The 13050-nt window shown below is 38.8% G+C and carries 15 protein-coding genes and 1 pseudogene; 6 read left to right on the top strand and 10 right to left on the bottom strand.

The genetic code is table 11. From position 1 onward, the window contains the following. Positions 1 to 19 precede the first annotated feature (19 nt). From kdsA to rodA, 5 genes are all read left to right on the top strand, one after another. The gene (kdsA, locus tag FTU79_RS08445; protein ID WP_078188522.1) at positions 20 to 877 is read left to right on the top strand and encodes a 3-deoxy-8-phosphooctulonate synthase; all 858 of its coding nucleotides are present in this window, start codon (positions 20 to 22) and stop codon (positions 875 to 877) included. A gap of 64 nt (positions 878 to 941) precedes the next feature. After that, complete coding sequence (gene eno / locus FTU79_RS08450) at positions 942 to 2231, top strand: phosphopyruvate hydratase (protein WP_180049632.1); 1290 nt, start codon at positions 942 to 944, stop codon at positions 2229 to 2231. A 16-nt stretch (positions 2232 to 2247) separates the two neighbouring features. Further along, positions 2248 to 2640: a septum formation initiator family protein gene (locus FTU79_RS08455; RefSeq protein WP_078188520.1), complete on the top strand. Its 393-nt coding sequence runs from the start codon at positions 2248 to 2250 to the stop codon at positions 2638 to 2640. Continuing rightward, entirely contained in the window at positions 2603 to 3328 is a 726-nt protein-coding gene (ispD, locus tag FTU79_RS08460; protein ID WP_180049634.1) for a 2-C-methyl-D-erythritol 4-phosphate cytidylyltransferase, read from the top strand. Before FTU79_RS08455 ends, ispD begins: the two co-directional genes overlap by 38 nt. A gap of 86 nt (positions 3329 to 3414) precedes the next feature. Continuing rightward, a complete protein-coding gene (rodA, locus tag FTU79_RS08465) occupies positions 3415 to 4551 on the top strand; it encodes a rod shape-determining protein RodA (protein ID WP_180007840.1) in 1137 nt (378 codons plus the stop codon). A gap of 360 nt (positions 4552 to 4911) precedes the next feature. Here the strand turns inward: rodA and FTU79_RS08470 are convergent, their stop codons facing one another. From FTU79_RS08470 to FTU79_RS08505, 8 genes and pseudogenes are all read right to left on the bottom strand, one after another. Then, entirely contained in the window at positions 4912 to 6096 is a 1185-nt protein-coding gene (locus FTU79_RS08470; RefSeq protein ID WP_180007839.1) for a hypothetical protein, read from the bottom strand. A 247-nt stretch (positions 6097 to 6343) separates the two neighbouring features. Then, positions 6344 to 6646 carry a cyd operon YbgE family protein gene (locus tag FTU79_RS08475; RefSeq protein WP_078188516.1) on the bottom strand — a complete coding sequence of 101 codons (303 nt, stop codon included), beginning with the start codon at positions 6644 to 6646 and terminating at the stop codon, positions 6344 to 6346. A 3-nt stretch (positions 6647 to 6649) separates the two neighbouring features. Continuing rightward, positions 6650 to 6751: a cytochrome bd-I oxidase subunit CydX gene (cydX, locus tag FTU79_RS08480; protein WP_002120988.1), complete on the bottom strand. Its 102-nt coding sequence runs from the start codon at positions 6749 to 6751 to the stop codon at positions 6650 to 6652. A gap of 24 nt (positions 6752 to 6775) precedes the next feature. Continuing rightward, on the bottom strand, positions 6776 to 7921 hold the full coding sequence (gene cydB / locus FTU79_RS08485; RefSeq protein ID WP_168378622.1) for a cytochrome d ubiquinol oxidase subunit II: 1146 nt from the start codon (positions 7919 to 7921) through the stop codon (positions 6776 to 6778). Beyond that, positions 7918 to 9504 (bottom strand): cytochrome ubiquinol oxidase subunit I, encoded by a 1587-nt coding sequence (locus FTU79_RS08490; RefSeq protein ID WP_168378621.1) that lies wholly within the window; start codon positions 9502 to 9504, stop codon positions 7918 to 7920. The genes cydB and FTU79_RS08490 overlap by 4 nt, the downstream gene beginning before the upstream one ends. After that, positions 9504 to 9695, bottom strand: a complete 192-nt coding sequence (gene cydP / locus FTU79_RS08495; protein WP_078188513.1) for a cytochrome oxidase putative small subunit CydP — start codon at positions 9693 to 9695, stop codon at positions 9504 to 9506. The genes FTU79_RS08490 and cydP overlap by 1 nt, the downstream gene beginning before the upstream one ends. 752 nt (positions 9696 to 10447) lie before the next feature. Beyond that, positions 10448 to 10675, bottom strand: a pseudogene (locus FTU79_RS16735) (transposase). A gap of 59 nt (positions 10676 to 10734) precedes the next feature. Continuing rightward, entirely contained in the window at positions 10735 to 10884 is a 150-nt protein-coding gene (locus FTU79_RS08505; protein ID WP_168378620.1) for a hypothetical protein, read from the bottom strand. 308 nt (positions 10885 to 11192) lie between these two features. Between FTU79_RS08505 and FTU79_RS08510 the strand changes: the two genes are divergently transcribed. Then, positions 11193 to 11411 carry a transposase gene (locus FTU79_RS08510; protein WP_168378619.1) on the top strand — a complete coding sequence of 73 codons (219 nt, stop codon included), beginning with the start codon at positions 11193 to 11195 and terminating at the stop codon, positions 11409 to 11411. A gap of 135 nt (positions 11412 to 11546) precedes the next feature. Here FTU79_RS08510 and FTU79_RS08515 read toward each other — a convergent pair whose 3' ends face one another. Together FTU79_RS08515 and FTU79_RS08520 are read right to left on the bottom strand one after the other, a co-directional pair. Continuing rightward, a complete protein-coding gene (locus FTU79_RS08515) occupies positions 11547 to 12266 on the bottom strand; it encodes a UDP-2,3-diacylglucosamine diphosphatase (protein WP_180049636.1) in 720 nt (239 codons plus the stop codon). Between the two features lie 122 nt (positions 12267 to 12388). Next, positions 12389 to 12898 carry a peptidylprolyl isomerase gene (locus tag FTU79_RS08520; RefSeq protein WP_078193500.1) on the bottom strand — a complete coding sequence of 170 codons (510 nt, stop codon included), beginning with the start codon at positions 12896 to 12898 and terminating at the stop codon, positions 12389 to 12391. Positions 12899 to 13050: the final 152 nt, after the last annotated feature.

Consider the following 13050-nt stretch of genomic DNA (forward strand, 5'->3'; position numbering starts at 1 on the left):
TAAACCAGGAAGAGTTTAAATGTCACAATTAAAACCACAGGAAATTGTACGTTTAGGCGATATACAAATGGCAAATCATTTGCCATTTGTACTATTCGGCGGCATGAACGTACTTGAGTCAAAAGACCTTGCTTTTGAAATTGCTGAAACCTATGTGGATATCTGCAAACGCTTGGATATTCCGTATGTGTTTAAAGCAAGTTTTGATAAAGCCAATCGTTCAAGCTTGAACTCTTTCCGTGGCCCAGGCCTGGAAAAAGGAATCGAGTGGTTAGCTGACATAAAAAAACACTTTAATGTGCCGATTATTACTGACGTACATGAACCATATCAAGCTGCGCCTGTTGCTGAAGTTGCGGATATTATCCAGCTTCCTGCATTTTTAAGCCGTCAAACTGACCTTGTTGAAGCGATGGCGAAAACTGATGCCATCATCAACATTAAAAAAGCACAGTTCCTCGCACCACACGAAATGCGTCATATTCTGCATAAGTGTTTGGAAGCAGGGAATGACAAACTGATTCTTTGTGAACGTGGTTCAGCATTTGGTTACAACAACTTAGTTGTCGATATGTTGGGCTTTGACATCATGAAAGAAATGAATGTCCCTGTGTTCTTTGATGTGACACATGCGCTTCAAACGCCGGGTGGTCGTGCGGATTCTGCGGGTGGTCGTCGTGCGCAAATCACGACACTGGCACGAGCAGGTATGGCGACTGGTTTAGCAGGTTTGTTCTTAGAAGCTCATCCAGATCCAGAAAATGCCAAATGTGACGGTCCATGTGCGCTACGCATGTCACAGTTGGAGCCTTTCTTGGCACAGTTAAAAGAACTCGATACCTTGGTTAAAGGTTTCGCAAAGTTAGACACACACTAATTCGATACACATTGATGCGTCACTTTTGACGCATCATTTTTATTAATCAACTGAGGAATTGTTCATGAGCCAAATCGTTGACATTCGTGCACGTGAAATTTTGGACTCTCGTGGTAACCCTACCATCGAAGCAGACGTAATCTTAGCCTCTGGCGTTGTAGGCCGTGCATGTGCACCATCTGGTGCTTCAACTGGTTCTCGTGAAGCTTTAGAACTTCGTGACGGCGACAAAGCTCGTTACTTAGGTAAAGGCGTTAAAACTGCGGTTAACAACGTTAACACAGTAATTCGTGATGCATTGTTGGGTAAATCAGTATTCGAACAAAAAGACATTGATAACACAATGATCGAGCTTGACGGTACTGAAAACAAAGAAAAATTAGGTGCGAACGCAACTTTAGCGGTATCGCTAGCTGCTGCGCGCGCTGCTGCTGATGAAAAGAAAATTCCACTTTTCCAATACATCGCAGACCTTCGAAATAACAGCATTTTGACTATGCCTGTTCCAATGATGAACATCCTAAATGGTGGTTCACATGCAGACAACAACGTAGACATTCAAGAATTTATGATTGAGCCAGTTGGCTTCACTTCATTCTCTGAAGCTTTACGCGCTGGTGCTGAAATTTTCCATTCTTTAAAATCAGTTTTAAAGAAACAAGGTCTAAATACTGCAGTTGGTGATGAAGGTGGTTTTGCACCGAACCTTCGTTCTAACGAAGAAGCAATTACAGTAATTCTTGAAGCAATTGAAAAAACTGGCTACAAAGCAGGTTCTGACATTATGCTTGCGCTTGACTGTGCATCTTCAGAATTCTACAAAGATGGTCAATACATCCTTGCAGGTGAAGGCAATAAAGCATTCACTAGCAACCAATTTGCTGACTACCTTGCAGGTTTTGCAAAACAATACCCAATCATCTCAATTGAAGATGGTTTGGACGAGTCTGATTGGGAAGGCTGGTCTTACCTCACTTCAATCCTTGGCGACAAAATCCAATTGGTTGGTGATGACCTATTCGTTACGAATCCTAAGATTCTTCAACGTGGTATCAACGAAAAAGTGGGTAACTCTATTCTGATCAAGTACAACCAAATCGGTACATTGACTGAAACTCTAGATGCAATCTACCTTGCGAAAGCAAATGGTTACACTACAGTAATTTCACACCGTTCTGGTGAAACTGAAGATTCAACTATTGCGGATCTTGCAGTGGGTACAGCAGCGGGTCAAATCAAAACTGGTTCACTTTGCCGTTCTGACCGTGTAGCGAAATATAACCAATTACTTCGTATTGAAGAATTGACTAATGCTGCATATCGCGGTAAAGCTGAGTTCAAAGGTTTGAACTAAGCAGATCATGCTATCTATGTTAAATGTATTTGACTCCAAAGCGAGTAAAGCATTGTTGGGCCTTGCGATCTTTTTGATCGCAGGGTTTCAATATTTATACTGGTTCGGTGAAGGTGGTTATCATCAACATCAACAACTGAGTCAGAAAATACAACAACAAGTCGAACTCAATGACGAATTAAAAGAACGAAATCGCGTGCTTGCCGCTGAAGTATACGATTTAAAAAATGGCGTTGAAGCTATTGAAGAGCATGCTCGTCTAGATTTAGGTTTAATTAAACCGCATGAAACTTTCGTACAGATGAGTACGATTAGTACTCAGTACAAACCAATTTATATTGATCCAAACGCAAAAGTAGACCTACGTACCAATGAGTCAGAACCAGCCGAACTTCCACCCGAACCTTAAATTGTGGGCCATTATTCCTGCTGCTGGTTCAGGAAGTCGATTTTCTAAAACTGAACTAAAACAATATCAAAACATTGCGGGTCTAACTGTGCTTGAACACACAGTTGCACGTCTCAACCAATTGCCGTTGATGGGTTATGTATTGGCTATAGGCGAGCAAGATAATGTTGCGCAGACCTTGGCACTCACTAATCAAGAGAAGGCTCATTTTTGTTTAGGCGGTGCAGAGCGTGTGCATTCTGTACTCAATGCATTGCAATATCTATCTTCGATTGCCAATGATGATGATTGGGTGTTTGTTCATGACGCAGCACGACCATGTGTCTCTCAGTTGAGTTTAGAAAATTTAGTTCAATCGGCAGTAGAAACTGAGCAAAGTGCGATTCTCGCCATTCCTGTACGCGATACCTTAAAGCGAGTTGAAACGGCACCACAAATATCAACAACGGTAGATCGTTCAACTTTATGGCAAGCGCAGACACCACAAATTGCCAAATTGGGTGTACTTAAAAATGCCATTGAACAAGCGCTTGCCGCTGGTGCGACCATCACAGATGAAGCAAGTGCCTTAGAATTTTTCGGTGAGCATGTCAATGTCGTGCAGGGTCGTTCGGACAATATTAAAATTACCTATCCTGATGACTTGGAATTGGCACGTTTAATTTTAGCGTCTCAAGTTAATAGATGATTATTTCGAGGAATATTTAAGGGAAAGTGATTTTTACTGTCGCTTTAATCTATAATTCCCGCATCCTTTTTTAGATCTGTTTCGCAATGATCCCTTCTCAACAGTATCGTTTTTTACGTCAGTCATTACGCGATGGCCGCAGTATAAAACACGATTCTTCTCGATGGGCTAAACTTCATTTAGACCCGTGGTTACTTTGCTTCTTGGTACTCAATGCAATATTGGGGCTGATGGTTGTCTATAGTGCGACCGCAGAAGATTCGGGAATGGTACTACGCCAAGCCACAAGTTTTGGTGTGGGCTTTATTGTGATGCTGATTTGCGCGCAAATTCCACCCAAAGTTTACCAATCTATGAGTCCGTACTTATACGCCATCGGTATATTTTTACTGTTGTTGGTGTTGGTCATTGGTGAAAAAAGGATGGGGGCGAAACGCTGGATTAGCTTGCCGGGTATCGGTAGTATGCAGCCGAGTGAATTTATGAAATTTGCCATGCCACTCATGATGGCGTGGTATTTTGCGCGAAAACCATTTCCACCGAAATTTTTACAAATTGTCGGTGCATTAATTTTATTATTGATTCCATTTGCATTGGTCGCTTTACAGCCTGACTTGAATATCGGTTTGATTATTCCGGGTATTTTTGTTTTATTTTTAAGTGGAATGTCTTGGCGTTTGATTGCCGGTGCTTTAACAGCCTTTGCAATTGCAGCACCTGTACTTTGGATGTTTTTTTTGCAGGAATATCAGAAAAAACGTGTGCTAACGTTATTCGATCCTGAGTCTGACGCGCTTGGTGCAGGTTGGAACATTATTCAGTCTAAAATTGCTATTGGTTCAGGCGGTTTAATGGGCAAGGGTTATACCGAAGGGACGCAGTCGCACTTGGGTTATCTGCCAGAGCATCATACTGACTTTATTATGTCGACTTATGCTGAAGAATTTGGCTTTATTGGTGTATTCCTTTTATTTAGTTTGTTTACAGCAATTATTGTTCGCTGTCTGATTATTGGACTAAATTCCTTCCATAATTTTGGACGACTTTATGCAGGGGCGATGGGCTTAACCTTCTTTTTCTTTGTGTTTTTGAACTCAGGTATGGTTAGCGGTATTTTGCCTGTAACAGGCGATCCATTGCCTTTGATGAGTTATGGGGGTACAGCAGTCATATCCATGCTTGCAGGTATGGGGATTGTGATGTCGATTCATACGCATCGTTAAACAGAATAGACAACATTAAGCCGGATTTATATCCGGTTTTTTTATGGGTTGGGTTTATAGATTTAAAAATTGGCTATTTAAGTAACCACTAAATGTCTCAAGCTGCATAAAAGTACCATCTCGTAGGATAGTACTTTTATGCATAGTTTAAGGTTGATCTAGCAAAGGTAATTGGAAGTATTTTGTGTAACGTATATTGTGTTGATTTTTCCTTTAAAATAAATGGATCTAAAGTAAAATTTTTCTTAAGATCCATTCGGTTGATCTTTAAAAACAGAATGTAATTCAGTTAGAAAAGGGATAAAATATAAAAAATACTACTATATATTTAATAGAATACTTAAAATAGTTGCCTGTATTTTAGATAAGTCCAATCTTTTTTAATTTTCGAATAATTTTTCGATAATAAAAAAACTTAACTTTACTCACTATTTTATTAGGAATTTTAACACCTTTTTCTTTTGCCAGTTCAATTAGACTTTGTGCAAAAATATCTTTTTTTGAATCTTGAATAAGTTGTGCAATATAAAAACCTTTCACTTTTTTATACTTTTTAATATCAAAGATATTTTCATATTTATTTAGATTTCCTGAAAGATCTAAAGCAAACAAAGTTCTTAGGCATTTATTGCAAGTTGAACAATTTTCATGTGTATCATCACCACTTACACATACATTTAAATATCTATACGTTGGCTCGTAGTTTGATATATCTACTATTTTGTCAACACGTGAGTACGCAGCACCCTCTTGATAAAACTCCGTACTTTCTGTTGATAATAAAGGTAATAAAATAGGATCACAATAAATACCAATATCTTTATCTCTATATTTTTTTGAGAAATTTATAATCTGAGTGTAATTAAATCCAGCAGATGCATAATAATATTTTGAAAAATGTTTTTGTAGTACTAGGACACCAGCACAGCCTGTCAAAGTATGTATCTTTTCATGCCCCCAGGGATGAAAAGTGTGTAAATTAGAATCTATAGGTATGTAATCAAGATTTACTTCTTTGGGATAGTTTTTAAGGTGGTTATATCTTTGCAAATATTTTACCTTTGCACTTTCCTCCTTACTGCCATGAGAACCTACATTTAAAAATAAAAGTGTATTTACTCTTAAACCTATATCATTTTGTTTAACAAATAGCTCATGTATCGCATTAAAAGAGTCTACACCACCAGAAAATCCTGTACCAATACCTGTATTATCAAAAAATTGTTCACTTAGTTCCTTCGCACTAACTTTTATTTTTTTAGCAGTAGGGCAAAATGAAATGAGTAATGGAATGACATATTTATTTATGTTAAAAATTAATTTCTTAGACACAATGCCATCAATATAAAGATCTTCTCCACACATCATTGCTGGAAAAAGCATCCCTACAAGAAATGCGTCCATTTGAGTGGTACAAACATGTTGTTCATACAATTCTGGTACAGAAAACCAAAGATTTTTAGATCCTAAGACACTACTTTCTATAGTGGCTGATAATATTAATTTATCGTTTTGGTGAGTAACCTCAATACTTTTAATATACATGTTTTTTACACTAACTATAAAGTAGCTGAATTTTATATATTTTTACTTTTTTTTACAAATAAATGTTCGCTATTTATCCATTAGTATATTAATTACTTTTTTATATCCATTGAGCATAACGGCGATTATATAAACTCTAAAGTATCTAACTAGGATCGATTTTTTTATTTATTTGTGGAATTTGAAACAGTTTTGTTGTTTCAATCAAAAATAAAGCCCTCAATTGAGGGCTTTATTTAGATATTAATTAATGTAGGAACCATGTGTAGTAGCCCCATAACATGAGTGGCCAAGCGAGGAAGGGGCTAAAAAGCCATTTCCAGAACCAATGGTGTGGCGTAAAACCCACACCATGCACAAAACCACCTGAAATACCTATCATGATGAACATCAGCGCTCGATGGCTATATCCACCATTGTCATCCAGCATGGCAGCAGGATGTACAAGTAACACGGCTGCCAAAGGAAAAGCTAACAGGCAGGAAATGACCATTGCAAATTTATTTGGCTTCTTTTCTACAAGTGATTTTTCTACAGCAGCATCAGTCATTTGTTATTCCTCATCTAGATCTTGATGATGTTCGATGTAAAGCGCACTAAGTACACCTGCAAAACATGCCATCAAGATACCGAGAATCCAAGCAAAATACCACATCGTCTTTTCTCCTTAGACACAGCCTTAGTATAGGCTGTGTGAATTCTCTTCAATATGTTTGTTAGTAACCACGCCCCACATTTTGTAGTAACACCAAGTTGTGTAGCACAGGATAAGTGGGACAAAAATACATGCTGCAACTGTCATCACAGTTAGGGTATTTTTACTTGATACCGCATCCCACATAGTCAAACTTACAGTTGGGTTGATGCTCGATGGCATAAGGAAAGGGAACAATGCAAAACCAGCAGTTAAGATTGCACCAATGACTGCCAAGCTTGAACCAAGGAAGCTGAAACCTGCTTTACCTTTACCTGCGGCAAGGATGATGATCAGCGCACCTAAAATAGCCATGATTGGCGCAATCATAGTAATTGGATAAGTACTGTAATTGTTCATCCAACCTGGGTTGGCATTGGTGATCACTTCTTTAGCTAATGGGTTTGCAACGCCATTAGTGTCAAACGGTTGAGCTAATGTGTAGCCTTGGATATTACCGAAGTATAACCATGCGCCTGCCAGTAAGAAGCAAACTAAGAATACGATACCCATAAGCTGAGTTGCTTTTGCAGAGCGTGCGCGTAGATCGCCGTCTGTACGAAGCATGAGCCATGCACCACCGTGAGCGCAAAGCATAGATAAACTCACGATACCGCAAACTAAAGCGAATGGGTTAAGCAGTGCAAAGAAGCTCCCTGTATAAGTCGAGCGAACAGTTTCGTCCATAGTGAATGGAACACCAAGGAACATATTACCAAACGCAACACCAAATACGAGGGCAGGAACGGCACCACCAATTGCTAAACCCCAGTCCCAAGAATTACGCCACTTGGTATTTTCAAGTTTAGAACGGTAGTCAAAACCGACTGGACGTAAGAAGAGAGCGAAGAGTACCAGTAACAGCGCCCAATACATGCCTGAGAATGCAGTTGCATATACCATTGGCCATGCTGCAAACAGTGCACCACCGGCAGTAATAAACCATACTTGGTTACCGTCCCAGTGTGGGGCAATCGTATTGATTGCCGCACGACGTTCTTCGTCTTTTTTACCTACGAATGGCATGATCGCCATTGAGCCCATATCGAAGCCATCGGTGAGGGCGAAGCCGATCAGTAGGACACCGACTAAAACCCACCAAATGATTTTGAGTAATTCATATTCGATCATGCTTGAGCCTCCTCATTTGCCTTTTTTGCAGCTTCAAGTTTCTCGAAGTGGTATTTACCAGTATGTAGAGAACTTGGGCCAAGGCGTGAGAATTTAATCATTAAGTACATTTCAATGATCAGCAGTACAGTGTAGAACGCTGCCAATGCAAGGATAGAACCCCATACATCACCTGTACTTAAGCTAGAAGCTGAAAGATGTGTAGGTAGAACTTCACCGATAGTCCAAGGTTGACGACCAACTTCGGCAACATACCAACCTGTTTGTGCAGCAATCCAAGGTAATGGTAGAGCAAACAAAGCAAATTTTAATAACCAAGGTTTGTTTTCTGCATTACGTTTACCGACAGCAAAGGTAGCAAGTACGAACAGAAGGAGCATTAAGAAACCAGAAGCAACCATTGCACGGAATGCCCAGAACAAGCTTGGAACATGTGGAATAGTGTCTTTTGCAGCAGCTTTGATTTGATCATCAGAAGCATCGACCACTTTGTCTGTGTATTTTTTCAGAAGCAGACCATAACCCAAGTCTTTTTGAGACTCAGCAAATGCTGCTTTAAGTTCAGGAGACGTATCGCCTGCACGAAGTTGTTCTAACTGTGAGTAAGCCACCATACCGTTACGAATACGCGCTTCGTGTTGTACGATCAGGTCTTTAATACCTGTCACTTCTTTATCAGTTGAACGTGTTGCGATAATCCCCATGACATAAGGAATTTTGATCGCGTAGTCAGTAGACATGGTTTCTTTATTTGGAATACCGAACAAAGTAAATGGCGCTGGAGCTGGGTGAGTGTCCCATTCAGCTTCAATCGCAGCTAGTTTAGTTTTTTGTACGTCACCAATTTCATAACCAGATTCATCACCCAGTAAGATCACCGAAAGTGTAGACGCTAAACCAAAGATAGCAGCGATGGCGAATGAGCGACGCGCAAATGGCAAGTCACGCTTTTTCAATAAGTAGTAACTTGAAATTGCCAGTACGAAAATAGCACCAGTCACATAACCTGCAGATACGGTATGCACGAATTTAACCTGAGCCACGGGGTTGAAAATCAGCGCACCGAAGTCCACCATTTCCATACGCATGGTTTCATAGTTAAAAGCAGAACCAACAGGGTTTTGCATCCAACCATTGGCTACTAAAATCCATAGTGCAGACATGTTCGAGCCAAGTGCAACTAACCAAGTTACAGCCAAATGCTGAACTTTGGATAGGCGATCCCAGCCGAAGAAGAATAAACCAATAAATGTTGATTCAAGGAAGAATGCCATCAGACCTTCAATGGCTAATGGTGCACCGAAAATATCACCGACATAGTGCGAGTAATACGCCCAGTTAGTACCGAACTGAAACTCCATGGTCAAACCAGTAGTAACACCTAATGCGAAGTTAATACCGAAGAGTTTTCCCCAGAATTTAGTCATGTCTTTATAAATTTCTTTGCCAGAAATCACATAGGTGGTTTCCATAATGGCAAGAATAAAAGCCAGACCTAAAGTCAGCGGAACAAAAATAAAGTGATACATCGCGGTCATTGCAAATTGGAACCGCGAAAGATCGACCACGCTTTCAGAAATCATCAACGTGTCTCCTTGATTTGGGAAGGACTGCCAGCAATATGCTCGGCAACTTGATTGTCAAAGTTTTTAGGGATGGTAGGGGCGTCGAACCAGATGTTCTTAATGATCATTAAAATAATCACTTTAATTATTAGTATTGCGGTTATTTCTCTGACCACACGACGATTTAAATCTTTGAATTTTAAGCTCATGGAGATAAGCCTATTCTTTAAACTTGTACTATATTATTAACAAATATACACAAAAAGCAAATAGGTTGAACAGTTAAAATAAAAATATATTATTAAAGTGTTTTAATACAATAACTTAATCGTTTTAATGATTTAAAAATAAACTAATTCTGTTATTTAAATACCTGACTAAAATACTTATATTTAAACTTTTTAAACCCGACTAAATTGCTTATGTATCTAATTTAAATTCTGACTAATTTACTATATTTACTAAAATTTACATTGTGAATAATGAGAATCTTTACTAATTAAATATAAGTAGGTTAAGTCTTGAAGTGCGACACCACCTCGCTATTAAATAACCCGAATCATGAATAAGCCCAGATATATCATGATAAATTGAGGCTTGTTTTGATGTGGGCCGCATTCTTCAGTGTATAAACTTCTGTCTGCGGACATATCGCAGCAATTGCCTCAGGAAGCTTTTACGTCCATCAATGCAGGCGATCAGAATGTCTGTCACTATTCTGCAAATCTGTGAATACGCTGAACATTCATTAGCACCTTCACTTTTTGAAAGGTAAAGACCTAGCCGTTCTTTATGGTCCTCGGCATGTAATCCCAGAATGGTAAAACGGCTTTGTTGACAGAAATACCTTCATTCTTGATCTTTTTTGTTAAAAACACGACATTTTAATTGGTGAATAATACTTGTAATGAATGGTATTGAGCCACACAAATGGATATACGGCAATATCGAGAAGACGCCGTTACCAAGCATGTAATTCAGGGATTAACTTGTCTGTAATATTGGTAATGCCACCCTTGGAAAGAACCAGTGCATACATATCGGTAATTTGTTTCTGAATATTGCGGTAGCCCGTACGGAGTGCATATAGCGAAATGACTTTGTTGTCGATCTATTTATGGAGTTAGGTTTGATTTTTCTTGACGAGTTGAGGCTCAAAATCGTCAGCACGATCCCGAGGTATTTCCAGTTCAAATGAACCGTAAGATGATTTTACAGTCTTACGAGAATAGCTATTCCTACAATTGGCTAGTGGGGGCTTCTAAATTCAATTTCAGCATTTAAAGCTGCTTCTGTCAGTTGTTTGAGGGGTGGGGTTAAGATACCGTTTTCACCAGTGAGGAGGGCTTGACTGTAATTGTTTTTAAAAACAGCTTTGAAATCAAAGTTGCTTGCCATGATGTGTCATTTCTTGTTTGATTCAGTTTATTGAAATGACACAGATTTTTGAATACTATTGAAAAAGCAGGTATTTATAACGTATATAAGTCCTACTTTTGCTAATCAAAGCGCAATATTGTATACTTCTGCTTAACTCGAAGCGGGTAATGTTCCTGCTTATCTTTTTTTATTTAGCTGATTGTGATTTATCTGTATTCAAGCTTCTGACTTGAATCATATCTTTGTAACTACAGAATTATTATTCCAAACCCGATTGATTAATCTCTTTGTTCTGTCACAAAAAGCTCACATGTTGAGTAAATCTTTTGAATATTTTAAATACTTGGCAAACTGCCAAAGCCGTAAATGGCGACGAAATTAATGTAAAAATGGTGCCTTTAAAACGTCAACAAAATACCAATGCTGGTTTAATTTGGGTTGATGTTGGGCAAATGGTTGAATTAGAAACAGGCGAGACATTTAACCTGAATCTAGATGGCAAAAGCTTCTATACTGGCCCAAACCAGCTATATCGCTTAGCCTAAAAGCAAAAAACAGCAGATGATCTGCTGTTTTTTTTTTTGCTTAATTTAAAGTCTACGTTTGCATGGTCTGGATGCGTATATTAATCAAATATGATGGTAAGTTTTTCTAAAGGCTAACGATTAGAAAGCTATGGACTAGTAAGACCAAATTTTTAATTTTAAATCACTCACAGATGGGTTTTCACCCATCTCTAATATTTGAGCTTGTTCTGCACGCCAGTCCCCTAAAACGATACGTGATTTGCCGTGCACATCATGTATTTGGGGGCGGTGGGTATGTCCATGAATCAGTAGATCGGCTTGCTCTAAAGCCTTTTCTACAGCTTCGGCATTTACATCCATAATGTCATAGGATTTAACTTGCTTGGTTTCTGTACTTTTTTTGCGGAAGCCATTGGCGATTTTTTGTCGAATGCTAAGCGGTAAGCTCTTTAAGAAACCTAAAAGCAAAGGATTACGAATCACTTTACGAAACTTTTGGTAAGACACATCATCGGTGCAAAGTAAATCGCCATGTTCGAGGCGAATTTTATAGTTGCTAATGTGGAGATAATCAACGTCTTGTAATAATTGACCGTGAAATTTATCTAAAAACTTTTGACCCAATGCAAAATCACGATTACCTACTTGGAAATAAATTTGATTTCCCAAAGCAGTAAAATCTTTTAGCGCTGCAATGATTTCATCTAACCAAGGGGCAGTGAAGTCATCACCAATCCACGCATTAAACCAATCACCTAAAATATACAGCTGGGTATGTTGAGTTTTGTATTGTTCTAACAAAGCTAAAAACCCCCGAACGAGTCGAGGGTGTTCAGGTGACAAATGTAAATCAGCGATAAACAGATAGGTCACGAATCTTTTCCTTATTCTAAAAATCCCTCCCAGCCTCCCTTTGGAAAAGGGAGGAGTTCCGACATTTATTTCATATTGAAACTCCCTCCTTTATTAAAGGAGGGTTGGGGAGAATTTAAAAATTATTCAGAAATGATTTTAGCTGATTCGATTACAACGTTCTCTAGAGGAACGTCTGCGTGGTAGCCACGGTTACCAGTACGAACGCTTTTGATTGCGTCAACAACGTCAAGACCTTCAACTACTTTACCAAATACTGCATAGCCCCAACCTTGCGCTGTTTTACCAGTGTGATTAAGGAAAGAGTTGTTTTTCACGTTAATGAAGAATTGAGCTGAAGCAGAGTGAGGTGCTTGAGTACGTGCCATAGCGATCGTACCAACATCATTGCTTAAACCGTTGTCAGCTTCGTTTTCAATAGAATCACGAGTTGTTTTTTCTTTGAAGTTTTCATCCATGCCGCCGCCTTGGATCATGAAACCATCAATAACACGGTGGAAAATCACGCCGTCATAGAAACCATCGCGAACATACTGTAAGAAGTTTTCAGCAGTTTTAGGTGCTTTTTCAGTGTTAAGCTCAAGAACAATACGACCTTTATTGGTGTTTAATTCGACTTGAGGAAAACTCATTGTGTAATCTCCTGTACATGGACATGAAAGCCATGGGTTTTTTGGTTGTGAGAAGCATAAGCAAACTGTAAACTACAAGGCAAGTAAAAACGTTACTTTCTTTGTTAAAAATAAAGAAAAGCGTTTTAATTATCCTAATTTTATCTTTATAG

The sequence above is a fragment of the Acinetobacter sp. YH12144 genome (genome assembly GCF_013418345.1).
Taxonomy (GTDB): Bacteria; Pseudomonadota; Gammaproteobacteria; order Pseudomonadales; family Moraxellaceae; genus Acinetobacter; species Acinetobacter amyesii.

Coding starts and splice junctions, on each gene's coding strand:
- kdsA (WP_078188522.1), top strand. CDS start 20: ATGTCACAATTAAAACCACAGGAAATTGTACGTTTAGGCGATATACAA.
- eno (WP_180049632.1), top strand. CDS start 942: ATGAGCCAAATCGTTGACATTCGTGCACGTGAAATTTTGGACTCTCGT.
- FTU79_RS08455 (WP_078188520.1), top strand. CDS start 2,248: ATGTTAAATGTATTTGACTCCAAAGCGAGTAAAGCATTGTTGGGCCTT.
- ispD (WP_180049634.1), top strand. CDS start 2,603: ATGAGTCAGAACCAGCCGAACTTCCACCCGAACCTTAAATTGTGGGCC.
- rodA (WP_180007840.1), top strand. CDS start 3,415: ATGATCCCTTCTCAACAGTATCGTTTTTTACGTCAGTCATTACGCGAT.
- FTU79_RS08470 (WP_180007839.1), bottom strand. CDS start 6,096: ATGTATATTAAAAGTATTGAGGTTACTCACCAAAACGATAAATTAATA.
- FTU79_RS08475 (WP_078188516.1), bottom strand. CDS start 6,646: ATGACTGATGCTGCTGTAGAAAAATCACTTGTAGAAAAGAAGCCAAAT.
- cydX (WP_002120988.1), bottom strand. CDS start 6,751: ATGTGGTATTTTGCTTGGATTCTCGGTATCTTGATGGCATGTTTTGCA.
- cydB (WP_168378622.1), bottom strand. CDS start 7,921: ATGATCGAATATGAATTACTCAAAATCATTTGGTGGGTTTTAGTCGGT.
- FTU79_RS08490 (WP_168378621.1), bottom strand. CDS start 9,504: ATGATTTCTGAAAGCGTGGTCGATCTTTCGCGGTTCCAATTTGCAATG.
- cydP (WP_078188513.1), bottom strand. CDS start 9,695: ATGAGCTTAAAATTCAAAGATTTAAATCGTCGTGTGGTCAGAGAAATA.
- FTU79_RS08505 (WP_168378620.1), bottom strand. CDS start 10,884: ATGGCAAGCAACTTTGATTTCAAAGCTGTTTTTAAAAACAATTACAGT.
- FTU79_RS08520 (WP_078193500.1), bottom strand. CDS start 12,898: ATGAGTTTTCCTCAAGTCGAATTAAACACCAATAAAGGTCGTATTGTT.